General features: G+C 37.9%; 38 protein-coding genes. 21 read left to right on the top strand and 17 right to left on the bottom strand.

Annotated elements, in window-relative coordinates; translation table 11 throughout:
- Positions 1-2: 2 nt before the first annotated feature.
- Positions 3-413, bottom strand: a complete 411-nt coding sequence (locus KUH03_RS38855; protein ID WP_257089991.1) for a S41 family peptidase — start codon at positions 411-413, stop codon at positions 3-5.
- Positions 414-613: 200 nt separating this feature from the next.
- Entirely contained in the window at positions 614-1,237 is a 624-nt protein-coding gene (locus tag KUH03_RS38850; RefSeq protein WP_257089990.1) for a trans-aconitate 2-methyltransferase, read from the bottom strand.
- A 475-nt stretch (positions 1,238-1,712) separates the two neighbouring features.
- Between KUH03_RS38850 and KUH03_RS38845 the strand changes: the two genes are divergently transcribed.
- A complete protein-coding gene (locus tag KUH03_RS38845) occupies positions 1,713-1,877 on the top strand; it encodes a hypothetical protein (RefSeq protein ID WP_257089989.1) in 165 nt (54 codons plus the stop codon).
- 600 nt (positions 1,878-2,477) lie between these two features.
- Here the strand turns inward: KUH03_RS38845 and KUH03_RS38840 are convergent.
- Positions 2,478-2,738, bottom strand: coding sequence for a hypothetical protein (locus KUH03_RS38840; RefSeq protein ID WP_257089988.1), 261 nt, complete (start codon positions 2,736-2,738; stop codon positions 2,478-2,480).
- Between the two features lie 583 nt (positions 2,739-3,321).
- On the opposite strand from KUH03_RS38840, the gene KUH03_RS38835 reads away from it, so the two are divergent.
- The 9 genes from KUH03_RS38835 (at position 3,322) to KUH03_RS38795 (ending at position 7,693) form a co-directional block, all read left to right on the top strand.
- Positions 3,322-3,918, top strand: a complete 597-nt coding sequence (locus KUH03_RS38835; RefSeq protein ID WP_257089987.1) for a Crp/Fnr family transcriptional regulator — start codon at positions 3,322-3,324, stop codon at positions 3,916-3,918.
- An 84-nt stretch (positions 3,919-4,002) separates the two neighbouring features.
- The gene (locus KUH03_RS38830) at positions 4,003-4,653 is read left to right on the top strand and encodes a hypothetical protein (RefSeq protein ID WP_257089986.1); all 651 of its coding nucleotides are present in this window, start codon (positions 4,003-4,005) and stop codon (positions 4,651-4,653) included.
- A gap of 73 nt (positions 4,654-4,726) precedes the next feature.
- Positions 4,727-4,927: a hypothetical protein gene (locus KUH03_RS38825; protein ID WP_257089985.1), complete on the top strand. Its 201-nt coding sequence runs from the start codon at positions 4,727-4,729 to the stop codon at positions 4,925-4,927.
- 14 nt (positions 4,928-4,941) lie between these two features.
- Positions 4,942-5,100, top strand: coding sequence for a hypothetical protein (locus tag KUH03_RS38820; protein WP_257089984.1), 159 nt, complete (start codon positions 4,942-4,944; stop codon positions 5,098-5,100).
- Between the two features lie 272 nt (positions 5,101-5,372).
- Positions 5,373-5,753 carry a TolC family protein gene (locus KUH03_RS38815; RefSeq protein WP_306429876.1) on the top strand — a complete coding sequence of 127 codons (381 nt, stop codon included), beginning with the start codon at positions 5,373-5,375 and terminating at the stop codon, positions 5,751-5,753.
- 8 nt (positions 5,754-5,761) lie between these two features.
- On the top strand, positions 5,762-6,016 hold the full coding sequence (locus KUH03_RS38810) for a hypothetical protein (RefSeq protein WP_257089983.1): 255 nt from the start codon (positions 5,762-5,764) through the stop codon (positions 6,014-6,016).
- The gene (locus tag KUH03_RS38805) at positions 6,004-6,171 is read left to right on the top strand and encodes a hypothetical protein (protein ID WP_257089982.1); all 168 of its coding nucleotides are present in this window, start codon (positions 6,004-6,006) and stop codon (positions 6,169-6,171) included. Before KUH03_RS38810 ends, KUH03_RS38805 begins: the two co-directional genes overlap by 13 nt.
- A gap of 311 nt (positions 6,172-6,482) precedes the next feature.
- Positions 6,483-6,809: a TolC family protein gene (locus tag KUH03_RS38800; protein WP_257089981.1), complete on the top strand. Its 327-nt coding sequence runs from the start codon at positions 6,483-6,485 to the stop codon at positions 6,807-6,809.
- Positions 6,806-7,693, top strand: a complete 888-nt coding sequence (locus KUH03_RS38795) for a TolC family protein (protein ID WP_257089980.1) — start codon at positions 6,806-6,808, stop codon at positions 7,691-7,693. Before KUH03_RS38800 ends, KUH03_RS38795 begins: the two co-directional genes overlap by 4 nt.
- 771 nt (positions 7,694-8,464) lie before the next feature.
- Here KUH03_RS38795 and KUH03_RS38790 read toward each other — a convergent pair.
- Both KUH03_RS38790 and KUH03_RS38785 read right to left on the bottom strand, forming a co-directional pair.
- Entirely contained in the window at positions 8,465-8,659 is a 195-nt protein-coding gene (locus KUH03_RS38790) for a hypothetical protein (protein WP_257089979.1), read from the bottom strand.
- Positions 8,660-9,004: 345 nt separating this feature from the next.
- Complete coding sequence (locus KUH03_RS38785; RefSeq protein ID WP_257089978.1) at positions 9,005-9,406, bottom strand: hypothetical protein; 402 nt, start codon at positions 9,404-9,406, stop codon at positions 9,005-9,007.
- A gap of 554 nt (positions 9,407-9,960) precedes the next feature.
- On the opposite strand from KUH03_RS38785, the gene KUH03_RS38780 reads away from it, so the two are divergent.
- The 11 genes from KUH03_RS38780 (at position 9,961) to KUH03_RS38740 (ending at position 17,051) form a co-directional block, all read left to right on the top strand.
- Complete coding sequence (locus KUH03_RS38780) at positions 9,961-10,269, top strand: hypothetical protein (RefSeq protein ID WP_257089977.1); 309 nt, start codon at positions 9,961-9,963, stop codon at positions 10,267-10,269.
- 129 nt (positions 10,270-10,398) lie between these two features.
- Positions 10,399-10,683, top strand: coding sequence for a DUF6624 domain-containing protein (locus KUH03_RS38775; RefSeq protein ID WP_306429315.1), 285 nt, complete (start codon positions 10,399-10,401; stop codon positions 10,681-10,683).
- Positions 10,684-10,887: 204 nt separating this feature from the next.
- Positions 10,888-11,124, top strand: coding sequence for an acyltransferase (locus KUH03_RS47435; RefSeq protein WP_306429314.1), 237 nt, complete (start codon positions 10,888-10,890; stop codon positions 11,122-11,124).
- A 112-nt stretch (positions 11,125-11,236) separates the two neighbouring features.
- A complete protein-coding gene (locus KUH03_RS49830; protein WP_373564942.1) occupies positions 11,237-11,875 on the top strand; it encodes an acyltransferase family protein in 639 nt (212 codons plus the stop codon).
- Positions 11,776-12,057 carry a hypothetical protein gene (locus KUH03_RS47425; protein WP_373564891.1) on the top strand — a complete coding sequence of 94 codons (282 nt, stop codon included), beginning with the start codon at positions 11,776-11,778 and terminating at the stop codon, positions 12,055-12,057. The genes KUH03_RS49830 and KUH03_RS47425 overlap by 100 nt, the downstream gene beginning before the upstream one ends.
- Positions 12,058-12,275: 218 nt before the next feature.
- Positions 12,276-12,503: a hypothetical protein gene (locus tag KUH03_RS38765; RefSeq protein WP_257089975.1), complete on the top strand. Its 228-nt coding sequence runs from the start codon at positions 12,276-12,278 to the stop codon at positions 12,501-12,503.
- Positions 12,504-12,537: 34 nt separating this feature from the next.
- Entirely contained in the window at positions 12,538-13,218 is a 681-nt protein-coding gene (locus tag KUH03_RS38760) for a tetratricopeptide repeat protein (RefSeq protein ID WP_257089974.1), read from the top strand.
- Positions 13,193-14,224, top strand: coding sequence for a sensor histidine kinase (locus KUH03_RS38755; protein ID WP_257089973.1), 1,032 nt, complete (start codon positions 13,193-13,195; stop codon positions 14,222-14,224). The genes KUH03_RS38760 and KUH03_RS38755 overlap by 26 nt, the downstream gene beginning before the upstream one ends.
- On the top strand, positions 14,217-14,849 hold the full coding sequence (locus KUH03_RS38750; protein ID WP_257089972.1) for a response regulator transcription factor: 633 nt from the start codon (positions 14,217-14,219) through the stop codon (positions 14,847-14,849). Before KUH03_RS38755 ends, KUH03_RS38750 begins: the two co-directional genes overlap by 8 nt.
- A gap of 426 nt (positions 14,850-15,275) precedes the next feature.
- Entirely contained in the window at positions 15,276-16,121 is an 846-nt protein-coding gene (locus tag KUH03_RS38745) for a 1-phosphofructokinase family hexose kinase (protein ID WP_257089971.1), read from the top strand.
- Positions 16,122-16,337: 216 nt separating this feature from the next.
- Positions 16,338-17,051: a hypothetical protein gene (locus KUH03_RS38740; RefSeq protein WP_257089970.1), complete on the top strand. Its 714-nt coding sequence runs from the start codon at positions 16,338-16,340 to the stop codon at positions 17,049-17,051.
- Positions 17,052-17,085: 34 nt separating this feature from the next.
- On the opposite strand, the gene KUH03_RS49825 is transcribed toward KUH03_RS38740, so the two are convergent.
- The 12 genes from KUH03_RS49825 to KUH03_RS38685 all read right to left on the bottom strand — a co-directional run bounded on the left by KUH03_RS49825 (position 17,086) and on the right by KUH03_RS38685 (position 24,537).
- Positions 17,086-17,403 (bottom strand): DUF3592 domain-containing protein, encoded by a 318-nt coding sequence (locus KUH03_RS49825; RefSeq protein WP_373564890.1) that lies wholly within the window; start codon positions 17,401-17,403, stop codon positions 17,086-17,088.
- Positions 17,404-17,640: 237 nt separating this feature from the next.
- Positions 17,641-18,642, bottom strand: coding sequence for a YihY/virulence factor BrkB family protein (locus tag KUH03_RS38735; RefSeq protein WP_257089969.1), 1,002 nt, complete (start codon positions 18,640-18,642; stop codon positions 17,641-17,643).
- Between the two features lie 97 nt (positions 18,643-18,739).
- Positions 18,740-19,708: a hypothetical protein gene (locus tag KUH03_RS38730; RefSeq protein ID WP_257089968.1), complete on the bottom strand. Its 969-nt coding sequence runs from the start codon at positions 19,706-19,708 to the stop codon at positions 18,740-18,742.
- 1 nt (position 19,709) lies between these two features.
- A complete protein-coding gene (locus KUH03_RS38725) occupies positions 19,710-19,973 on the bottom strand; it encodes a hypothetical protein (RefSeq protein ID WP_257089967.1) in 264 nt (87 codons plus the stop codon).
- Between the two features lie 39 nt (positions 19,974-20,012).
- Positions 20,013-20,786: a hypothetical protein gene (locus tag KUH03_RS38720; protein ID WP_257089966.1), complete on the bottom strand. Its 774-nt coding sequence runs from the start codon at positions 20,784-20,786 to the stop codon at positions 20,013-20,015.
- On the bottom strand, positions 20,783-21,184 hold the full coding sequence (locus KUH03_RS38715; RefSeq protein WP_257089965.1) for a DUF4836 family protein: 402 nt from the start codon (positions 21,182-21,184) through the stop codon (positions 20,783-20,785). Before KUH03_RS38715 ends, KUH03_RS38720 begins: the two co-directional genes overlap by 4 nt.
- Positions 21,181-22,065 (bottom strand): hypothetical protein, encoded by an 885-nt coding sequence (locus KUH03_RS38710; protein ID WP_257089964.1) that lies wholly within the window; start codon positions 22,063-22,065, stop codon positions 21,181-21,183. Before KUH03_RS38710 ends, KUH03_RS38715 begins: the two co-directional genes overlap by 4 nt.
- A 98-nt stretch (positions 22,066-22,163) precedes the next feature.
- Entirely contained in the window at positions 22,164-22,334 is a 171-nt protein-coding gene (locus KUH03_RS38705) for a response regulator transcription factor (protein ID WP_257089963.1), read from the bottom strand.
- Positions 22,335-22,372: 38 nt separating this feature from the next.
- A complete protein-coding gene (locus KUH03_RS38700) occupies positions 22,373-22,735 on the bottom strand; it encodes a response regulator (protein ID WP_306429875.1) in 363 nt (120 codons plus the stop codon).
- Positions 22,736-22,803: 68 nt separating this feature from the next.
- Complete coding sequence (locus KUH03_RS38695; RefSeq protein WP_257089961.1) at positions 22,804-23,667, bottom strand: sensor histidine kinase; 864 nt, start codon at positions 23,665-23,667, stop codon at positions 22,804-22,806.
- A 37-nt stretch (positions 23,668-23,704) separates the two neighbouring features.
- Complete coding sequence (locus KUH03_RS38690) at positions 23,705-24,013, bottom strand: hypothetical protein (RefSeq protein ID WP_257089960.1); 309 nt, start codon at positions 24,011-24,013, stop codon at positions 23,705-23,707.
- Positions 24,004-24,537, bottom strand: a complete 534-nt coding sequence (locus tag KUH03_RS38685; protein WP_257089959.1) for a hypothetical protein — start codon at positions 24,535-24,537, stop codon at positions 24,004-24,006. The genes KUH03_RS38690 and KUH03_RS38685 overlap by 10 nt, the downstream gene beginning before the upstream one ends.
- Positions 24,538-24,550: the final 13 nt, after the last annotated feature.

Raw genomic sequence — 24,550 nt, 5'->3', positions numbered from 1 at the left:
GCTCATTTTTGCAATTCGACCAGCTTAATGACAAAATCCATTGGTCTGTCAAATCCCGTTCGCAGGTCATTGGGTTGTGCTTGTATTCGAACATCGGGCTTAATTCCTTTTGGATCATTGATAAAATGAACTGTTCTCATTTTGTATTGAAAAGTAGCCATCCAAACCAATGATTTGGAATAGGGCAAAACAAATGCTTGTCCACCAGCATTACTATAGTTACTCCCCTGCGTATATTCTCCATAGAATTTTCCGATCTTATATTCTCTCATCAAAGCTAATAGATGTCCAGTGGTTGAAAAGTATCCACCATTTATCAAAACACTGATCTTACCTTTGTAAAAATTTGGTTTATTTTGTTGTTGTTCAAACCACCAATAGTCTGTACTGTCAGTTTCTGTATAGTAATTCAATCCATCCCTGAGTTTTGTTTCATTCAGACCTATTTCTTCGATATTATCTGGATATCGCGCATAATGCCGCCATTCTTTTACGCTTCCATATTTTGCGCCGACATAATCAAAATAGTAATAAGGGCTGCTGGTTTGGTTTTCAACTAAACATTTATAACAGGCGGCCTCGATTCCTATTGGACTAGCCCCATGAAGTATTTTTATGATTTTTTCTTCTGAAAGCTACAAAACACAAAATTCTGTATACTGTCCGATGGTGTCCGATGATCCACAATCTGGCAATTGATCTTATCAAAATAAACGTTAAACGGATTGACCAAACTTGTTTCCGAATACTGTTTGATCTCAATACCACTGCATTTTTGGGACCTTGTTCTGAAAATGTACCGATGACCAAAATACCATCTGGGTTTATTTTCTTTTACGGTTTCTACATAACTTGTAATATCGTCTTCATCTGTCAAAAAATGAAAAGCGGCACGGTCATGCCAGAAATCATAGCTTTCAGTAGGCATAAAATAAGCGATATCCGCCACAATCCATTTTACCTTATCAGCCCTATCGGCCAACCGTTGTTTTGCCCTGTCGATGGCCTTTGCGGAAATATCCAGTACTGTAATATCTTTATATCCCAAATCTAACAGATAATCTACCAGCAAACTGTCGCCACCACCGATATCAATGATTTTCGCAGAGGTAGGTATATTACATGCGCTTAAATAGTCCAAGGATGTTTGGGGTGTTTGCTGATACCAACTTGTCTCGTTTGACGCCTTTGTTTGATAAATATTTTCCCAGTGATTTTTACGATTGAATGTTTCCATCAGTATTTTTTGTGTTATGAATTTATTAAAATTTGTAAACTATTGCCTGCATCTTATACCAGTTATGCGCCCTCCTAGTAAAAAAGATAATAGTTAATATAAATAAAACGTCCTATATTTTATCAATTTTTATGCTCAGAATTAGTGTAAAGTCACATAAAAAAGCCCGCGGTTTCACCACAGCTGGCAACTGAAAAGTTAGGTACTCAACCTAATCGTATAAATGGGACTCCAATTTACTCCAAAAATGATCGATAAAAGATTAAAATCAATCCACTTGCGATTAATTTCAATTTACTTTAGGTTTTAAATAGACAACAACTATAAATAGCGGTGAACTATTCTAAAATTGGAGATAGTGTAAAAAGTAATTATTAATGATTTTAATAATAGATTTAATAACCCACGATATTTTACGAGGCTAAATGCATCTAATTTAGGGAGTATAAAAAGAGGACAGTTTATTAAATCGCTTTTGGCATTCGCATTTTCCACGCCCTTGATATGGAGTATAGCTTATAGCAAGGATAATGGTCATATTTCTGATCGAACGGGAATTTTATTGTTGATTCCACAAATCGCTTTTCAGGATAGTCTTGCTGCCTCAATGTACACGAATGGTCAGCAATTTGGGTATTAGGGCGCAAAAGAAGATTTGACGGAACTCGATCCAATTATTTCATTTTTGTATATTTAGAAGTAATTTAAAAAGCAACCATCATTTGGAAAATATAATAAACCATTTTGAAAAGTATCTTCCCTTAATGATGAGGAAAAACAGGCTTTGATGAGTCGTGTTACGGAAAGGAAAATCAAACGCAGGCAGTTCCTGTTGCAAGAAGGAGATGTATCAATAGACACAACATGAGAAAAGCTAATCATAAGGTTAGCTTTTCTTAATGAGTAGTTCACCCACTTTCTTTTGCGCGATCTACTCAATAGACAATTCGCTGGGTAAAGAAAGTGATACTGCAACAGATCGATATACAGGATTATTTTAAACTACATTCCAATTTTTATTTACTGTTATCTGAGGATTGCTTTGCAGGGCTTCGTCTACTAGATTTAGTACTTTAAGAACATTTCCGCTCAAACGAAAACGGTATGTTTCTTGTGCTGTTTGAATTTTCACGGTAGCACTGTACCCTCTGTAATGTGTTTGTGAGACATGAATGTTTGTTATATTCTTAAAAGCAATGGTCGTTTGTTGCAGGTTTGTAAAAAACAAACCGCATCTCCTTTACAATATAAGGTGGCATGAATTTTTCATAAAAGGAGCGTTGTCGTTGTTTTTCACAAGCTTTTCCATATCTTTTTCAGAAAGTGTAATGATAAACTGCCGATAATTATCAATATATTTTTTAATAAAAAGAATAGCTGGAATTACCAATAAGAGCAAACAGCCAAAAAGTCCGAATGTGTAAAGATAACTATCGTTTACCCTTGCATTATAACGATCTTCACCCAAAAGTGTCCTGCCATAAGAGTCCGTTTCCATCATAGTACCAATAAAAAAATGATGGGAAGAATTATGATTATTGACAACATAATGCCGATAATTATCCGGCCACGGCGTTGTAGCTCATTTATGAAAAAATTATTCATTGCCTTTTTGATTATATTTCAACGTTTTCATTATACCGCAAGCGTAGTCTCTATTTGAATATTCACTATTTTTTAAACGGAGTGTCTAAACCCAAAAATCCATCCGGACTTCCTCCCAGTCTAGCAACAATAAAATTCTGCTTAAATGTATGTTATTTCTTATTACTGATAATTAAAATTTAATATTCGAAAGTCCCATTTTACAATTCGCATTAATGGAATATTTATTTGCGCTGCCAACCATATGGTATAGAGGTCAATATTATTGACATTGCTGGAGTTTGCTGGCATTTTATTAAAGAGCAAATTTAAAATAAAGAAGAAAAAATCGGCTAGAAAAGTAAAAAGATCGGACATAAGACAGAGAGCTGTTACAATTGCAGTGCATAAGCCATTTTTCACTAAAATAAAAGTGATTTTTATTAAATTTGAACTTATACGTTAAGATAATGTTGAGCCAGTCGGAAATATTAAAACATTTGGAATCCCTTCAGCAGCTGAATGATGAAGAACGCCTCGAATTGTCCAAAATATGCAAACCGCTATTTTTGGCCAAAAAGACTAAACTTGTGGAAACGGATGACCGATTTGATTCCGTCTTTGTGCTCACGGCGGGTCTATTACGTTGGTATTTCTATTCGGATGATGGTACCGAAAATAATGTTTTCTTCTCCTCGGAAGCAGATCATGCCTTTATTGCCAGTATCCCTGAGTATTATGCTGACCAACGGGAAACAAAATACACCATCGAAGCTGTTGTAGATACACAGTTACTGCTATTTCCGAAAGAGTTATTTGAAGATTTGGCTTTTCGACATAGAGGGATTTTCCAGTTCTATGTCAAATCCTTAAAAATTATTATTGATACCTTACGTATCCGTACAGAGCAACTGTGTAGCGATTCTCCAAGCGCCCGCTATGAGGTTTTCCTAGAAAACCGTTCGTACATCACCAGAAACACAAATCGTAAGCATATCGCTAATTTCTTGGGTATTACACCTAATTCTTTGTCCAGATTAACAGCCCGTATACAAAAAAACGGCCACCAAAAAACTAACTTAAGAATACTTTTTTAGCCTGTATTCGTTCTAATTTTGCTTCGTCAAAAAAGCTGTAAAACAGCCATTTGTACAGATAGTATGATTTAAAACGAAAACAAAATGAACAAATTTATTGTAAGAATAGGTGTCTTAAGCTTATTCGCACTTTTAGAAACGAATGCAGTACATGCCCAATCTCAGGAAGCAGAAAAGGTTGGCCTGTACATCACCCAAGAAATGTCATTTTTAAATATGACAACAACGCAAGCCGAACAGGTTTATCAAATAAACCTTCAGGCAGCCAATGCTGTAGAAAACTTACGCCAAAATAGCAATGTTCAACAAATAGGCACTTCGGAGAACATCGAAGGTTTTACAGATATCCTAAAACAAAGAAACCTAGCTGTACAGGAAATTCTATCACCGGTACAATTTCAACTCTTTAAGGAAAACAAAATAATAAGAGCAGCTACTTTTAGAACTATTGTCATGGCTAAAATGTTGGATTTAACCCAAGATCAGCTCGATCCAGTTTTTGAGATCAATCAAACAGTCGTAAAAAATGTAAGAGAAGACCTAGACATATACTTTTCTGCAGATAATAATCGGGGTAAAAGAAATGCACAACGTAGACTGCATAAAGCACTAAAGAAAACGGACAAAGCATTTGACAAAGTCTTAAGCCCGCAGCAAACTACGATTTACCATGAAAATGTTGATCTTTTGCGAAATGTACTTCGCGAAGAATATGGAACTCAAGACTCGTTTTAAATCATGTTTTCATGATGCTCGGCTTTATCTTAATTGATATTGCCGAGATTTTTATCACCAAATTTATTTTATCATGCAAAAATTATTCGCAACAATTTGCTTATTGCTGTTGTGCCGCGTTTCGCATGCCGCTACTAGCGGTGCCGAAGACACGATCGCAGATGTAGCATCATGGCTTATCATATTTATCTTACCTATTGCCGGAATTTTTCTGTTTTGGAAAGTACATATTTATCCTGAAAAAATAGCGGAAGAAAAAATCATCCACAGCTAAGTGCCATAAAAAGTATGTGTTTACTTTCATTGATATTCGGTGGTCTTCTCTGGCCAGTTGCTTTGATATGGGCAAATTACGATTACAAACAAGATAAAGTGCCTGCTCCAAATTTAGGCGAATCGGACTCTTCTTCAGGTGAAGAAAGCTTACCTTTTGAAGAAAAGAAATAAATTCTATAAGAAATACAGAATCATCTAGAACAAAAAATTATGTTAGAATTACTAATAGGAATATATGCTGGTATTTGCTGGCTTCTCATCAAAAAAATTAAAACTAATCCCTTGGAATTTCAATACGCAAGTTGTTGTATACTCGTTACCTATTTTTGGGTCTATTGCACTGATATTGAGTCTCAACTATTTTTGCCCCATTACATCGGACGTAAAAGTGGGTAACCGCAGTGTGGATATTACAACTCAAACCCTAGGGAAGGTCAAAAAGTATATGTAAAAACAAATCAGGAGGTAAAAAAGGAGATACACTATTTACGATAGATCCGGTACCCTACGAACAAGAGATAAAATCGTTGGAGGCTCAGCTTAGCAATATGAAATCTACCGTTTCCTCCTACACTTCGGATATCGATGCTTCCCGCAAAAATATACTGAGTTTACAATCTCAGCTTGATTTGAGCAATAAAAGAATAAAGCAATATCAGGAACTTGTAGCTGCTGGTGCTGCCAACAGATTTGACCTGGAACAAGCTATCGCAACATCGCAGGATCTGCAATCGCGAATTAGTGCTGCTCAGGCACAAAAGCGTCGTTGGAAGCCAAATATCATTCGACTCATAACGGTGAAAATGCGTCTATTGCAGAACTAAGGGCTAAATTGGATCAGGCAAAATGGAATCTTTCCCAAACAGTAGTTTTAGCACCTACCGATGGTCTGATTCCGAATGTACAGCTGAATGAAGGGGCTATGATGGCACCTTTTAAATCTGCTTTCGTGCTGATTCAAAAACAACAATCTATTATCGCCTTCTTCTCCCAAAATGAGTTGGAAACGGTAAAAAATGGTAATGAAGTAGAGCTTGCTTTAAAAACAGCTCCAGGAAAGTGGTCAAAGCCAAATTGGAATATGTAGTTGATGCAACCAGTCAGGGCATTATGAACAATGCCGGTGGGATGCTTGGTGGTAATGCCACAACTTCAGGAATTCCTGAAACAGCGCGACAAGTGCCTGAAACGGATGGAAAGCTCATCGCAAAATTTGTATTGATGAAAACGAGCAACCGCTAACTGTTGGTGCTAGAGGAACGGCTGTCATTTATTCCGACCATATCAAACCATTGCATCTTATCCGTAAAGTAATGGTGCGTGTGAGCAGCAAAATCAATTACTTAATTCCAAAACTGCATTAACATGATAAAGAAAATAAGTATGGGGGCTCTCCTCCTATTCAACTTGACTTCTTGTATCGGTTACAAAAATGCAACGCCTGAGAAGATTGAAGAATTAAAAACACAAGCGCGATAAAGGCCAATGTTGAAATATCTGATAAATGGATTCAGGAACAAGGACAGAACCAACCGGCTTTTTCCTATGCTTGGATGAACGAGCTACTCACGCCGGAACTGGAAGCATTAATCAAAGAAGGGCTTGCCCACAATGCGGATATCATCATCTCCAAAGAAAAACTGAATCAAGTTGAATTAGCAATGGATATCGCCGGAAGTAGCCTTTATCCAAGTGTTAATGCATTAGCAAATACAGGGAACAATCTTGTCAGTGGAAGCCACATCGGAAAGTTGCAATTAAAAGCCAACTGGGAACTTGATCTCTGGGGAAAAAATAAATCTGCGGAAATGGCGAGTGTTAGCCAATACTTTTCGGCAACGTTCCAGCAAAAATGCTGGAGCAGTCCGTTGCTGGGATGATTGCTAAGGCATATTACCTGAATATTGCGGGCCAGTACCAAGAGCAAAAAATCAGCGAGTATATTAGGAAAACCGAAGACTTAAAAAGGATTTTAACTGTTCAGAATAAAGTTGGAACGGCAAACGCACTCGATTTGTCCAATATAGAGAGCGAGTCTATTCTCCTGAGCTCTTACCTTGAGAAAATCAAAAATGCGAATTCGCAATCAAGAAGAAGTTTAGAAATGCTCTGTGGAAAATACCCGGAAGGTTTGATAAAAGTAAGTGCGAAATTTTCGGCCTTACAACAGGATATCCCGACAAATTTTCCGCTTAATGTTTTGGAAAAGAGAGCCGATATTATGGCACAACAATTTCAAATAGAATCCAGTTTCTATGAAATTCAGGAAGCAAAAGCCGCACGACTACCTGCTATTAATATCAGTGCTGCTTTTGGAGCTGCGGAAACAAATGTTGAAGGGATCAGCAATCTGTTTTCCAATCCATTGATAAAAGTTGGTGGTGGTCTAACAACCCCTATTTTTAACGGTGGGAAACTAAAAAAGAATGTAGAAGTAAAAACCTCACAACAAAAACAAGCTGTTGAGCAGTATGCAAAATCAGTGCTATTAGCTTTAAACGAGGTGGAATCTGCCTTAGCAAATTTAGGTTCAATCGACAAGCAAGAGGTTTTCCAGCAACGGGCAATTTCTTCGTTGGAGAAAAATATAGATTTAACAAAAAAACAGATCAATGTCGGCAGCAGCAATAGTTTCACGCTACTCCAAAAACAAAGAGACCTGGTAAAAAGAGAAATGAACACTATCGATCTCCACCTCCAACAGCGCATTGAAAGGATCAACCTTTACATGGCATTGGGAGCAAATGGGCTTGCTAATTTTTAAATAACTCAAATTCTAAACAGTAAAAGCTAATCTTTTGATCAGCTTTTACTGCTTCCCTCCATTACAGCAATTTTATCAGGGCAATACCACAATAATTGTAGATGTCATAAAAACCGATTATTTTATACCTAAGCATATATTTTTTCTATAATTTAGGGGCTTAAACCATTTCGCACATGAAGAAAAGTGAAATAACCTTATCTGCCTTCCATAGTAAATATACTTTTGGGGCATCGCTAATTACCATGTTCATTTTATTCCCGATTTCAATCGTATTCATTAAAGCTATGGATGTTAAATATACAGTAAATCAAACCCAATTAATTATCGCATTCCTGAGTTTAGTTTTTGGTTTTTTAATCGTTGTAATGAAAAGTACCATGCAAAAATTTCATTCATAAAATCTGAAGATCAATTTTATTTGAAAGATGAAAAGGAAAATGAAGTTCCCCTGCCTAATAGCACAACCTATAATATTTACAACTATAATTCGAGAAAAGCGTTTATGTTAAGAATTACAACACAAGCTGGCACAAAATATTTTTTGTCTCCTGATATGAACATAAAATCTGATATTGAAGATTTTTTTGCCAAGTTCTCGAAAAAACCGAACAGAAAGGACTTTTATATTAAGGCTTATCCATACCTGATTTGTTGCGCCTATGTTATAGTAAGTATTGTGCTCGTATTGTTTATTTAATGATTGATCGTTAGCGTAATCTCGCTATCCAGGTTAAAAATAGATACGAATACTGTTTTAGTACATTAACCTTATTTCCGGTCATCATATACATGTTCAACAATGCTCTTCCATATCTTATTATTATAAGCATTCATTTTTGAGATGGTATCGACATCACTTATAATAATAATCTGGGTATCAACGCCATCCACGGGCTGAACACTTTTACCTTCCTCTAAGACCGAAATTCTGCTAAATTGATTTGAGCTGTCAGGTCTTTCCAATCTTTGGGCACTGTTTTCTTATGATATTCTGAATTATCTGCTGGATTAGCCGCAACAGTTAGCCTATAATGTGTGGAGTCCTTATCTATTAACATACGCGAGTGAGAGCCCAGTTGCCCCCTGTATTGATGACTTCAATAGATTTTATTACCACATCTTTCATAACTCCAGGCGAATTTGTAGTCTTGTTCTTTGTTTCGGTACAGCCGATCAAAAACAAGGATAAAATAACTAATTTATACATTTTTCAAAATTTAAACTTTTATTACAGTACATGCACATAATTAGATTTGTCAAGTCGCCAACCAACTTTCTCCGGAGACTCTCTATAGCTGTACATTAAGGTCACTCGGTGTTATCAGGCGCTGTTTTTTCTCTTACAGCGTGGTAGGCTTTTGCATCGCAAATTACAGGTTCAGATTCATAGCCAACTTTATAGTATTGAGACACAGGTTTAATATTTCCTGACTTATAAAAGGTCTTTTCGATATAACTTGTTATCGCATGACAGCCTGTCTCTTTTTCGTCTTTGATATGGACATATGTTGAGGTTTCGATGAGCTTGCCTTTCCTATTGAATAAACTATCTGTCCCAACCGGAACACCACAGCCCATAAATATGCCCTGATGTGTAATCGATTGAATGTTTCCATGTTCATAATATGTCCTATATGTTTTTGTCTGCGCCAGGCTACGCGCAATAAAAATGAGCTGTATGATGATTACGATAAAAACGACAGGTTTCATAATCAGATTATTTTAAATTTTGTTACTAAATAAACAATACTCAGCTACTATCTATTTCAAGTTTATAACTCCAACTAAGTTTAGCCAAAAAATATGCCAACCTGCTATAAATCATACCAGCAGAAGGCGTGCCTTTCTTATGCTCTTTCCCATTTGATTAACCATACAAACTAAATTATAAGATCAAACTTTGATATTTTATCTCACTATTTAAATACTTATTCTGTTATTTATGATATTTTTGGGCTATTATTAAAGATTATTCCAAACTTATTAAACATTTTAAAGCCAAAATTAATGACTAAGCTTATTTGTGCTGTCTTTACATACTTTTTCCTCGTTATCTGCTGTGGTACTGTTTGTGCCCAAAATAGTAATGAGCTTATTACGGAAACATTATCTCATTTGAAACAACAAGAGAGGGACAAATTTGAGAATGTTCTCATGAACATTTTTCCAACCTACTTAAAGGAAAATTTAGCCAACTATCAAAATTCCATTAAGCTATTGGGAGAAAAAAATATAATGAAGTTTATCAAAACCTAGATAGTCTGATGCATGACGATTATTTTTTGGAGGAGATATTAACCGATGAGAATTTTAAAACATTGCACAACCGCAATGACTGGAAGACCTTCAAAACAGGTTTAGAAAACAGGCTTAATCAATATGATAATACAATCCGTATGCTATTGAAAAAAATACAGTACAGCGATCAGGGTATCCGATTAATCCTTTTGTATCATCAAAAAAATCAACCTCAAGATACTGCTTTGACTGTTTTGCTAAATAGACAAATGAAAAAAATTGACCTTGAAAGCGCCGAGTCTGTAAAAAGATCATTGATGATCATGGTTGGTTAGGTAAGCATCAAATTGGAAAAGAGGCTAACGAAACGCTCTTTTTAGCTATTCAGCATATTGATGACTCTGTTGTTCAGACGAAATACCTACCAATTCTGTCTGAAGCTGTAAAAATAAAGCCGCAGAACCTTGGCAATATGCTTTTTAACTGATAGAATTTTAATGAATCAGGGAAAAAAGCAGCGTTACGGAACTCAAACAATTATTTCTGATAAGGAGTATGGTGGTTATGTTGTTCCTCTGGAAAATCCGGATCAGGTCGATAAATTAAGACAAGAAATGGGATTAGAATCGTTAAAAGAATACTTGAATGAATTCGACATTGAATGGGATCTTGAAAAATATAAAAGAGATGCGGTGATTATAGAGAAACGTTTTAAAGATCGGTTTGAAAGTCTCAGAAAAAATAAATAGTAGGTTATTATCTATTTGGCATTTCTGATTTAAAATAACTCTTTATGAAACAAGGGGCATGATCAAACCAGAAAATGAGACTAATCAGCGGGAATTTGATATGATTTGGAGGAGTTCTGGTACGTTATTTTTTTAATTTCATCAACTTGATGAAATAGCAAATTATCAACGATAATCGAACTTAAATTCCATATCCAACAAGCAATGAACCAAAGTAGTCTTTCTACAAAATCCCATTACCCTATCCTGGATGGATTGCGTGGTGTCGCGGCCATCATCGTTGTCACTTTCCACCTCACTGAACCTTTAGGCACCGGACACCTGGATATCCTAGTCAACCATGGTTATCTCGCTGTTGACTTTTTCTTTCTCTTGTCAGGTTTTGTCATTGGCTATGCCTATGATGACCGTTGGCAGAAGATGAGTGTCGGTACCTTTTAAAACGCCGAATCGAGCGACTTCAGCCCATGGTTATATTAGGGATGACCCTTGGTGCTGTTGGATTCTATTTTACAGATTCAACTATCTGGCCACTTATTCATACAGTTCCTCTTTGGAAAATGTTGCTGGTGATGGTTATTGGTTATACCATATTACCCATCCCCTCTCTTTGGATATTCGCGGTTGGCAAGAAATGCACCCTCTTAATAGTGTGGGTTGGTCGCTATTCTTTGAATATATTGCCAATATCCTCTATGCGATCGGCATTCGAAAGCTGTCAAAAACCGCCCTCGCTATTTTGGTGCTGATCTCGGCCGTCGCCCTCGCCCATCTTGCCATTACAAGCCCCAATGGGGATGTCAGTGGTGGTTGGACACTCAATATGGAACAACTACGCATCGGCTTTACCCGGACCATGTATCCATTCTTTGCCGGTTTATTACTTTCAAGGGTAACCAAAGCCACTCGAATAAAGTATTCCTTTTTGTACTGTAGCCTCTTGCTCGCTATTGTATTGTATATGCCTCGCATTGGTGGTGCAGAAAATCTTTGGATGAATGGAGTCTACGAATCAATCTGTATAATCATTATTTTCCCCTTATTGTTTACTTGGAAACCAGCGGAACAACACAGACACAAAGAGAGTACAGGATTTGCAAATTTCTTGGCGATATCTCCTATCCACTCTATCTCGTCCACTACCCAATTGTTTATTTTTACGTCGCCTGGATCAGTAATCATCAAGGGATGACCCTCGCGCAGGCCTGGCCCTATGCGCTGCTCATCTTAATTGTCAGTATATTATTAGCCTATATAAGTCTGAAATGGTATGATGAACCCCTTCGCAGATGGTTAAAAATCGTAGATCTTCCAAGACACAGTAATGAAGATTCCAAGCATAACTTCTGGCATAAAAAGGTAGATATTTTTTAGAAAGATTTTAGTTGAAATTTTAATATTAAATTTTATAAACAATACAATATCAAAACTGGCAATACCTTTATGCTGTGTTTACTTTACCCTCCTATAAATAGGAGGATAAATTTCACGATTTATCTGTATTGTAATAATTGAAAATACTTAATACGTTTGTTAACGTGTTAAAATCAGTCTTTTAAATCATTGAAAAGCATACAATTAAAATACCTCAGATGAAGAAACTGCTTTTCCAATTTACCTTAACAATACTACTGCTATCCCCGGTATATGGCCAAGATACCAATGCGATAGATAGTTTAAGAAATGAATTTACGGCAGCAAAATCAGATACTGCCAAGCTATCGCTCTCCAATAAGCTTGCTCGGGAATATTTTATCCGGGGACAGCATTACAGCATTCAAATATGGATACACATCGCTCGCTCTTGCGCAAAAAACTAAGGTTCGACTGTATCAAGCAAAGGGTAACCAGATCATGGGTTATCTGCATACCATATTGATTCATATGGATAGCGCAAAATATTACAATAATCAGGTTATCCAAATCCTAAAAGATGCAAAATCAACGGAAGAAATACGGGTTGTTGCTTATGCCAAAAATAACCTGGCTGCTAACTACCAAGTCACTGGACAGCTCAAAAAGACGGCCGAACTTCTCATCGAAAATTTGCCAAGATTCGAAAAGATCAAAGACAATAAACTCTACCAAGTCACTTTAGAAAATATCGCTGTCACATTTAACGAATTGGAGGATTTTGAAAAAGCGACCTTTTATCTTAAAAAAGGAATTGAGTTTCTAAATAAAAATAATTTTGATGCCGAGCATAAAATTGGCAATTACCTTACAGGCGCTTTGATTACCTACGGACAGAATGATCTTGTGCGGATGAAAACCTACCTCGATCAAGTAAAGTCTTACCTCGATGAGCTGGGCGTTACCTCATTATATTCAGGTCGATATTATGCTTATTTGACCTGGTATTACGTCAAAAAAAAGGATTTAAAAAATCAAGAGAAGCACTCGCACAAGCAGAAAAGTCACTCCAGCATCTGGAGAGCCGCACCAATTATTACGATTTTTACAATTCACAATATGAGGTTGCCAAATTGGCCGGGGACCATCAGGGGCATTGAAAGCTTCGCATATATTATTTGACATGGCAAAGGAAGATAACCGAGCTTCGATTGCTGCAAGACACGCAAAGGACATTGCCCTTCTGGCCAGCAAACTCGGTGATTATAAGACGGCCTATGCCTTTCAGCAACGATACTCCGCTATTTCGGATAGCACGAAATTTGAAAATATGGAGGTTGAAATCCATGATCTGGAAATCAATTATCAAACTGCCGAAAAAGAGAAACGTATTGCACTATTGGAAAATGAGCAACGGGAAGCGGTATTAAAAAGTAAAAATCAAGTTTTACTGAATTTGGTTTTGGGTATTGGTGCCCTTACTTTCCTATTGGTCATGTTGTTTCTTTTCTATGTATTGAGGACAAATAAAAAGAATAATAAAAAACGCTTGGAGGAAATTGATCGGGATCAAGAACTTAAGATATCCCAGGCGTTACTGGAGGGCGAAGATCGTGAACGTATGCGGATAGCGCGTGATTTACACGATGGTATCGGTGGGACATTGAGTGGAATAAAACTAAAACTTTCAGATCCAACTGCAGATAGAGAATTAATGGTCCAAAGGGCAAATGAGCAACTTAGCACCGCCATTGGGGAGCTCAGAAGAACCGCACGGGGAATGATGCCCGAAAGTTTACTGAAAAATGGGCTAGAAACAGCACTACATGACCTATGTACAGATCTGATAAGCTCCGAGGTACAGATTGAATTTCAATACAGTGGTTTGCCAGCTGATCTTTCCATGAATAACACTGTTCATATCTACCGTATTGTACAGGAATTATTGACCAATGCCATCAAGCACGGTAAGGCAGAAAATATTCTGGTACAACTTATCCATGAACAAGATACTATCTTGATCACCGTAGATGACAATGGTAAGGGATTTGACCTAGCAACAATGTCAAACGCAACTGGTATAGGTCTTAAAAATATCCAGAATCGCGTTGATTTTCTCAAAGGAAAATTGTCAATTGGTAGTGAGCCAGGAAATGGCACCTCCGTAAATATCGAGATTTATGTATGATAGAGAATTGGTTATAGTTATACTAGATGATCATCCAATGGTATTGGATGGCATTCAAGAAATTATCAGGAGGAATATCGCCAATGCAACAGTCATCGGTTTTCAGAGTATTATCCTATTTAACGACTTCATCAGGCTCAAGCCAGTGGATCTGCTTTTGGTGGACATGTTTCTCAGTGATGGACGTGGAATTGATGTCTGTAAGGAGGTTAAAGAAAAGTTCCCTTCGGTTCGTGTATTGGGCATGAGCAGCGCACTTGAGCGAAGTATGATCATTGAACTTTTGCAACAAGGAGGATCGGGTTTTATTCTCAAAAACACCGAAGCTACCGAGATCTTGGAAGCTATTGAAAAAGTGTTGCGCGGAGAGATTGTCTTGAGTCCTGAAGCAGAAAGCTTGTTAAATAGATCTGTAGACAATCAAAGTCCGCTGCCTACACTAACTAGGCGCGAACGAGAGCTATTGCGCTACCTGGTTCAAGGGAAAACAATAGCAGAAATTGCTGACATCTTGCTTTTAAGCAACTCAACGATAGATACCTATTGTAAGTACCTGCTACAGAAATTTAAGGTATGCAATACGCCTGAGTTGTTAACACTCGTTTCCAGAGAAAGTATATTGTAAAAAGTCTTACTCATTATTATTACTATACTTTCCTATCTATTCGTTGTTGTATAATTTAAATCCAAAATTATAGTCATCTTTTTAATTCAATCTAGATTGACGAAGCTTATTGGGGAATCAATCCAGCCTAACTATTGTCCACTTGATAGAAGTTGAATCTATCAATCATAAAATACCAAAAGGTAAACAAAAACTTCTTACAAGCAACCTAATAATTTTATAAAAAATTGAATGTAAATTAACAAATAACGGTTATCTTCATAGTGCATACCTTGCTTTCCTTAATCCATTTCGGAAGTCATGGCATTAACGAAAGGAATTGGACTGTATTTGTTTGAAAGACATTCCACTACATTACTGGGAGCTATCTTTTAGATGTTAACATATATTCGGCATAGGGAAAATCCTACGTTTAATGAAAGCAATATGATGAAAAAATCTGTATTAACCATTACATTAAACCCTTCGGTAGACAAAAGTACAAGTGTTCAAAACATTGTTCCCGAAAAGAAGCTGCGCTGTGATACCCCAAAGTATGAAGCCGGCGGTGGTGGTATTAATGTAAGCCGCGCACTCAAACGACTTGGTATATCTTCAAACTCACTTTTTACTGCTGGAGGAAAAACAGGCAATATGTTGGAGGTATTATTAAAACAGGAAGAGCTCGATATTACAGCAATCCCTATCAGTAGTGAAACAAGGGAAAACTTTATTGTGGTAGATACGACCAGCAATCAACAATACCGATTTGGATTTCCAGGAGAAGCCTTTACAGCGGAAGAGAAGGAAAACATTTTGGGGACTGTTGACCAATTAAATCCAATCCCTGATTTTGTTGTCATCAGCGGCAGTCTCCCAAAAGATGTTCCCGCAGACTTTATCGGATTACTTGTCAATAAATATAAAGCTAAAGGAAGCAAAGTAATCGTCGATACTTCCGGAGATGCGCTTAAAGTTGCACTGGAAGAAGGGGTATATTTGCTGAAACCAAATGCGGGTGAATTAGCTGCTCTTGTCGGAAAAGAGGAACTGGCAAGCACAGATCTGGATCATGCTGCCCAGCAAATCATTGCGCAGGGCCAAGCTGTCCTCGTTGTGGTATCTCTGGGCGCTCAGGGAGCAGTATTATATTCCGCAGCAGAAAAAATCCAGATGGTTCCACCACTTGTAAAAATACGTAGTACGGTTGGTGCTGGAGACAGTATGGTTGCAGGCATGGTATCGATTCTGGCCAGGAGGGTACAGTCGAAGAACTACTTCGCATGGGAATAGCTTGCGGATCGGCAACCACCATGGCCGAGGGAACCGCCCTCTTTCAAAAGAAAGATGTGGATAGACTGTATGACGAAGTCAGAAAGCTATAGCCCGTAGATAAAATAGGCACGATTTAATTTTTTGAATACCTGTTCAGTTGTAATAAGCCTGTCTTCAGCAATTCGGGAAGAGTCACGCTATACGAAACTTTTTAACCTAATCTTTATTGTAATTATGCATATCAAAAACATTCAGAACCACAATCTTTTTGCTTATAGGAGATTACGGCGGGCGATCGGTTATTTGGGCATCTTTCTACCCATTGTTTTGGTTTTGCTGTCCCTATTTAAGTTTTTTGGCACCAACATTCAACCATCCATCAGTCATTACTATTTTTCAAATCTGAGAGAAATTTTTACGGGCACTTTATGTGCAGTTGGATTATTTCTAATCTGCTATAAAGGCAATGGGAATAAAGTCATTTGGAAAAATGATAACGCCCTCACAAATCTTGCCGGATTTATGGCGATTGGAGTTGCATTTATACCCACCGATCCAATCGGTAGCAGCTGCATGCAATGCACGCTGGTTGCAATTGGTTTAAAGGAACTGCATTACGGTTTTGCAGCCGTACTTTTTCTAACGTTTGCATTCCTTTCCATCAATGTATTTACTATTGGTCAGGAACCCAACAAAGAGATTCCGGTTAGTATCATGAATGAAAATAATATCTACCGTTTTTGTGGCTATGGTATAATCCTTTGTATCGCTTTGATTCCCTTTAAACTCTTTGGACATGCAACACTTGTCTTTGAGGCCATTGCACTTTTTTTATTTGGCAGTTCATGGCTTATTAAGGGACGAGCTTTGGGTGATAAAGGTGTAATCGGCGAAAAATTATACCGTGAACATAATACCACAGAAACAGAAGATATAGGGGCTGGATAGGAAGCAGTCTATTTATTTTAAAATAATTGTTATTTCAAATACAATTCGGCAATAAAAATCCAAGGCCGACAACCAATAAAGGTAAAGCGATAGATAACAAGATAAGTGGCCAGGCGAAAACGCGAAAATAGGTATATAGTTGTGCCTTAGTGGGATCAGCCGGATCATAAATAATCGTTTCTGTTTCGCCAACAGACCAGCTTGCGGGGTTACTCGCCTCGGCTAGTTCGTACTCATATTCATTTTCATCCCATGTACGGAAACGGAAAATTGGAGAATAAACCTCACCATCGGATTCTATTATCCGGAGCCTAATAACGGTAGCTGTCGTTTTTTCCGCCTTTTCAAAAATAAAAGGACATTTCTAAAAGTAAGAAAAGCGAAAAAAGCAGTACCAATCCAAGGCCGACCATTAGGTAATATTGCCACATATTTTTTCTATTAATGTCAAACATACAACGCCAAATAGCTGGGCTTTACAAACCATAAGTTACACGATACGAATATAGTATAAATTCCAATACCACTAACTATTGCTTAGCATGCGACAGGAATCTATTTGACCCCAGATGCATGTATAACAAGAATCCTAGGTCTTGGGATCATCTACCGGATCGGCCTCTACCCGCTTCTCTTCCTGCGTCAACGGAGCTGGAGGAATCTCCCCTCCTGCACGTTCGATTTCCTGGGTCTCCACATGTACGGCAAATTGAGCTGGTTCGATCGGAATCCCCATCACCGTTGCGTATTCTCTTGTGTAAATCGCTCCAAAATATAAGATAGCAGCGGTATAGTACACCCACAGCAGAATCAAGACAAATGAACCCGCAGCGCCATAGGTGTCCTGGGTCGCTGAATGTTCAAGATATATTCCGATCAGATAACGACCCAAGATAAACAAAACCGCTGTAAATAGCGCTCCTGCTCGAACTGTCCGCCACTGAATATTCACGTCGGGAAGTACTTTAAAAATAATACTAAAGAGTAAGAATATAATACCAAATGATAGCGCAAAGTTGATCCCGTCAAGCAGTACAACTGTCATGTCGGGAAAATAACGCTGCAACTGTCCTGTAAGGGCCAAGATGACACCGTTGATAATCAAGGTGACAACTAGTAAAAATCCCAGACCAATGACTAAGGAAGAGGACAACAAGCGATCCTGAATCAGTTTTAACCAGCCTTTCTTGGGCTTGGCCCGTACATGCCAGATTTTATTGATTGAATTTTGGATATCTCCAAATACACTGGTTGCTCCCAATATCAAGGTTATACTACTAATTAGCAGTGCCATATTGGATTTGCCCGACAGTTCAAGATTTTGAATAACTTCCTGAATCTGTTTGGCGGCACTGTTTCCCACTAAGCCACGCAGTTCCATAAAAACCTTCCCTTCGATGGCGTCTTCGCCATAAAATATACCTGCCAATGCAATTATTAAAACCAGTATTGGGCCAATCGAAAAAACTGTATAGTAAGATAAAGAAGCACTATATTTCATTGAATCTTCATTCAAAAACCCAGCAACTGAGCTTTTCAAAATTCGCCAGTAGGTCTTTATCTTACTTTTACTTTTAGTTCTTATATCCATATTGATCATTTTTGTCAATAAGAATAAACCAATTTCTGGTAAAGAATGTTTTTGGATTTACAAAGAAACGGCGGTAACCTGGTGCTGTGCTACCACATTATTCATGCGAATAGTCCCGAATAGTCCCCTGGAAAACAAGTTGTTTGGTACCCGCGACTTTTAAGGTGAAATCCATATCCGAAGCGATCGCCTTCAACATTAAAATCGGAGTGACTTTTAAGGCATTCGGCCAATCCACAAGATGAATTGCGACATGTGAAAGACTATTGGTTTTCATATATTTTGCCTGCATCTTGCCTATCGTTGAGGCCGTCGATAATATATTGAATTGACCATCATTTTTCTGAAACCATTGATAAAATAGCTTATTGGGAAGAAACTTAGGTAAGCTCTCATCTCCCCGAATTCCAAACCTAACATTTGGCACTTTACTTTCATAGGCAGTTTTTTCTTCTACTGTTTCAAAATCGTCATTCACAGCATAATTAATAATGGTATCTGTCTGTACGACCTGGTTTTTTAAAACTTCGATATCAACATAATTCCCATTTGCATGGGCCATAATCGAATCTGCCGAAACCGGTAGATCAACAAGCATGTCTTTTAAGGCTGCCTTTAACTGTTCATTTGGAAAATTGATCCAGCCTTTGCTGATGTAGTTTTCGTTTACCAATTCCCGGATGAGATATTCCTGTGGAAAATTCCAAGTATCAGATTGGAGTTCACCTGCGATCTCAATACGGCTACCTTTCAGGTCAAATTCAATAAAATTTTTGGAAGAAATATCGTTATAACGCAATGATTTACGGGTTAGTTCGCTCGGGTGATTGATGAAATTCTCAATAGAGACCCGCTCTGTATCCGACTGGATCAACCGGATCATTTCATCTTTCTTTTTATCGAGATTAAAACCCAGTCCCACCAACAGGGTGTTACCCTTCCAAACAAATGCAATTTTATTGGTATCCTGATAAGCATAATTTACTCCGGGAGCGACACTATTTTCAATGGAATCAACTTCCAGCCCCTTTTTTAAGAATGTCAGAAATTGCTTCTCATCTTTCAAATTAAAAAAGCATAAAAGTTCTTTGTCGTGTCTTCCAGAGAAAAAGGAATACATTGGCCATGATATCTATTCCATTGTCTTTTAGCTTAGTCAATTTTTTAGCAAAGTCCTGCCCTCCTTTCGGTGCCGTTTGCCATTTATCGAAGAATTGATTCAGAAGGATATCATCCAGAGAAATTGTCAATAAAGCCTTACTCTTTTTATGGACGACAGACTTATACGACTGCTGTTGTCGCATGATATAAGTTCCCCAGCCTATTATCACTAATCCTATGATAATACCTAAAGTCCAAATTATTCCTTTTTAATCATTGTCAGTTATATCAATTGGGTTGTCCAGTTCAGGTTGTTCATTCGGCACAACGCCATCGAGCAGTTGGTTGATCATAAACTGTAAGCCATTGTTTGCGTTTGTTGGCAGTTCAAGTTGCAAATCAGTTTCCAGTCTATCGCCCACAATTCCTTTAGAACTCAAAGTAAAATTACCATAATTATTCAATTCTGCTAATGTAGAACGCCAGCTATTGCCCAACACGAGATTCAGATCTTTTGTCAGTGCTGGTATTTTCTTTGTTTGGAAAGCTGCCGAAAACTTACTTCCTTTCATAAGCTTAGCAAAAGATTTATTGGGCTTGGTCGGATAGTTATCCTTGTGCAAAATTTTATTTAACTGCAGGCTATCGTTGCTGATCATCACTAGATCTTCATTGAACATCAGGTATAAAGGAAAATCTTTGCCATTACCTTGTTTGATTTTATAGATCCCACCCGCAAAACTTGCATCGGACTTTGATACCGCGACATCCAATGCCTTTTTGATAATCCTTTGATCTTCGGATGTAAACATCCAGATAAAAGACACCACTTTCTCTTCCTTTGTCTTATTAACTTCCTTTACGTCATAATTATCATCATAGTCGTAATCAACGTAGTCGATCTTCAGATTAGTGATTCCATTGACAACGACCAAATTGTCCCCGGGCATAATTTTGGCAACGGCTTTTTCATCCAGTGCAATTTCAAGTCCAAGGGCCATCAACTCAAGTACCTCATTCTCCTTTCCAAAATATTTTTTCATATTTTTTGTAAAAATGCCGGTATTTCTTTTAGGTACGCTTCGGAATTCACATTGACATTAAAATATCCTAATGTTTCCTCTGTCAAATACTTTGCGAACTTCGAATTAGGCTTCCTTGCATACAATTGTTTAGTCAGTTTCACTAAATCTTTGCCCAAGGTTACACCTGCTTTTAGCGTAATTTTATTTTCCCTTTGTGTCAGGTCAAAGAACATGTCCTTATAGTCATTTCCCAAAGAGAAACTGCTTGTATGATAATACGCATCTACCATAGAACGCACGGAACGAAGTCCGTCATAGAGACCTTCGACTTTAGGCAGCCATACACGTGCAATATCCACATTCTTTAGAAAACGCGCTTGCTCATGTGTAGGTATATTTGGATAGTTACCGCTCAATAATTGCTCCTGCTCAAGCAGTAACCATTTTCCAATAATATATTCTTGATAGAATCATTTCGTCTGTTCACTTCCTCAAAAGCTGTATCAAGTGAATCGTAGTTGATATGATTTTCATAGAGACTTGTATCAGCATCGGTTGTACTGGCATAAACGTCCAAAGGTTCCCCCTCCTCTTGCTGTAACTCAGCTTGCAATGTATCAAAATCAAATGCATCCCACTCCATCGTTGTAGAATCCATTAGTACAGAATCCGCACAGTTAGCTGCGGCTTCGGCCTCATCTGCCGCCGCACTGGCTGCAGATACCGCAGCGGCGGCATAATCTATATTTTCGATACCATATAATGCGGCAATGGAATCGTTGGCAAAATAGGTCGTACCAACCTCACCTTTTAAAATTCTAAACTCCTTTGCATTCCAAGCGAGCAATTGACCATCCGCGGTTCTAAATCGGCTATAACCGTTCAAGGCCGGAAGCGAAGTCCCCTGCATATGCAGCAACTTTTCAAAACGGCTGACCGCATTGATCGGGATAATCATCTCTCCATATAACAAACTATCCCTATCATTTCTGTAGTATATAGCCATTCCCTTCGAATCAATTCCTGTCTGCTGGAAATCCTTTTGCAGGTTAATACTTTTCTTTTCAAAATATTTGAAAAAAGCAACCCGATCCAGTAACCTATTCAATGTGGAAGCTTCTGCGTATTCCACGACTTTAGCCAGATTAATAGCCACTACTGTATTTGATCCTTCGGGTATTTTAGTGTCAAAGCTCTGCGCTTGCACCGAACCAAAACCCAAAGACAACATAACCCCAAAACAATAGGGAAGTATTTTTTTCCCCGAACGGCCTAATAAACTAGCTGATATAACCATATACATTTGATACTTTCTCTTATTTATCTATACCATCAAAAGTATCAAATGCAATAGGCTATTCTCATCCCTGAATTCAGGTAATTCGGGAATTTCTACTAAGCTTCGCGTATCAAACCATATTCTATAGCGGATTTGACCGCGGCAGTCACACTTTTCGTCTGAAATTTTTCCATTAAGTTTTTACGATGACTCTCCACGGTATGGGAACTAATAAACAGGGATTCGGCAATCTGATTGGTTGTCATTCCTTTGGCTACAAAGGTCAATATCTCCTTTTCACGACGTGTAAGTTTAGGAACTTGTTTCAGTCCGGAATCTGTTTTCTTGTTGAGTATAGCCTGGGTTTTCTCACAGATATACCGCTTGCCCACCAAAACATCGGATATAGCAGTAATGATTTCATTACCGGTGGCATTTTTTTGAAGATAAGCATCTGCCCCTCATTCAAAATACTATTGATAACCGCCAACTCATTATGTACACTAAAGGCTACTATTTTCAGCTCTTTATGTGCTTCTTTCAATCCCTTGACCAGATCGATTCCATTTGCATCGGGAAGATTGATATCCAATAACAATACAAGCGGTGCGTCTGTTACAATGTTTTTAAATAGTTCTGCTGAACTTGCATACATCCCTACAACTTCAAAATCTTCGTGGGAATTGATTATATTTTTAAACCCTCCAACAACAGCGGGTGATCATCTGTAATGGCTATTTTTATCATCTTAAATTATTAATTAAACAACAGGCATTTCAATTTCAATGGTAGTTCCTCGCCGATGGCGGATATAACCTTCATATCACCATGTAGAAAAGAAAGTCTCGACTGTATATTGTGCATGCCTGCTGAATGTTGTAAATCTATCTTTTCGGTATCAAATCCCTTGCCATCATCTTCAATAGTAATATGTAAACGCTCATTATATACAGAAAGTTGTATAAAGATATTACTTGCTGCAGCATGCTTCAATGCATTGTTTACCAGTTCCTGGATTATTCTGTATAAGGAAATCTGATGTTCTACACTTAATTTTGATTCAAATTGGATGAATTCACATTCTACCTGACAATTCGGTTGACTCATCCGTACGGCATAATCCTTTAAGGCTTCCTCTAGACCATATTTGACAATTAGATCCGGCATCAGGTTATGTGCAAGTCGACGCAATTCATCCACAGCATCATCCAGCAGCTCGATACTCCGCGCAATACCATCCTTAACCGAAGGCTGTTCGGCCCCGCCATCGCTGATCGAGGATAAGCCCAATTTTGTACTTGACAACAATCCGCCTAAGCCATCGTGCAGGTCTCTAGCCAAACGTGTCCGCTCCTTCTCTTCCCCTGCCAACATCGCCGTTAGATTTTTAATGGCATGCTGTTGATTATTTTTTTCGATTTCAAGCCCATGCAAGTGTTCCTTTTGCTTTAATGTTTTGGAGCGTTGCCAATAAGCATAGAACAATAAAATGACAGCGATTAAACAGCTAATAAATAACCAGATATAAATCGAATTCATACGTGATTTAAAGGCAATCTCTTGTTTAGAAACATCAAGTTCCTGCAATCGCTGTTCATTCTCCAAGCGGCTTAATTGCAAGTCCTGTTCCTTTTGTCGCGCTCAAGTTGAAGCACTTTCAACTGTTGGGTACGTTTAGTTCGTTCAATTTTAAATTTTCAACCAGTTGATTCTGTCGATCATTTAGCGCTTTCATCAATTTGATCTGCTGTTCCTTTTTCTCCCCCTCTAAACGAAGACGCATTAATTTTTGATTTTGCAGTTCCCGCTCATATTTTATTTCAAGTTGTTTGGTTTTATCCAATTTATCCGAGTTGAATGCCTCCTCGAAAACATTGATATAACTCTTTTGATATTGAAATGCCTCTTCATATTTTCCCTCTTCGACACTCACTTCAGCCAGTCTACTAAAAAGACTTAATCCCATTTGGTAATCATAATGTGGCTCTCTTTGCAAGTGGTAAAGCGCTTGTTGCAGATACTTTTGCCCTGCTCCCGATGGCCGCTTTTAAATGCCTCGTCAGCCAATACACCATAGGCAGGAATAGAAATGGCATACTGTCCCGTTTCCTGTGCAATTTCTAAGGCCTGCTGGGCAAATGAAATCGCTTTTTTAGCACCATTTTCAGGATAAAATTCATGATACAGATTGGCTAGATTCACCGAGACATAGGCCATATCTGTCGGGTTAACAAGATTTTTCTGGTTAGTTTTTGCTATTCGGTAAGCTTCCAGATAATGTTCTTCGGCTTTCTTCAAAAGTTGCTGATCTGCTCGGTTTGACCGATATTCCTCCTCAAATAGGTAACCAGCTTGCATATAGGCATCAAATAAACTGTTCGCATTCTGACCTGCTTTTGCTGTCTCCAATAGAAGGTTCGTATACTTCTCCTGAAATTCGTAATTCCGCTGATTGGCATAAATAGCCGTCAATTCTTTATATATCGCCAATTTGCGGGCTATA

Source organism: Sphingobacterium sp. E70 (assembly GCF_019285695.1).
Classification (GTDB): domain Bacteria; phylum Bacteroidota; class Bacteroidia; order Sphingobacteriales; family Sphingobacteriaceae; genus Sphingobacterium; species Sphingobacterium detergens.
This window is presented reverse-complemented; position numbering and strand designations above follow the sequence as displayed.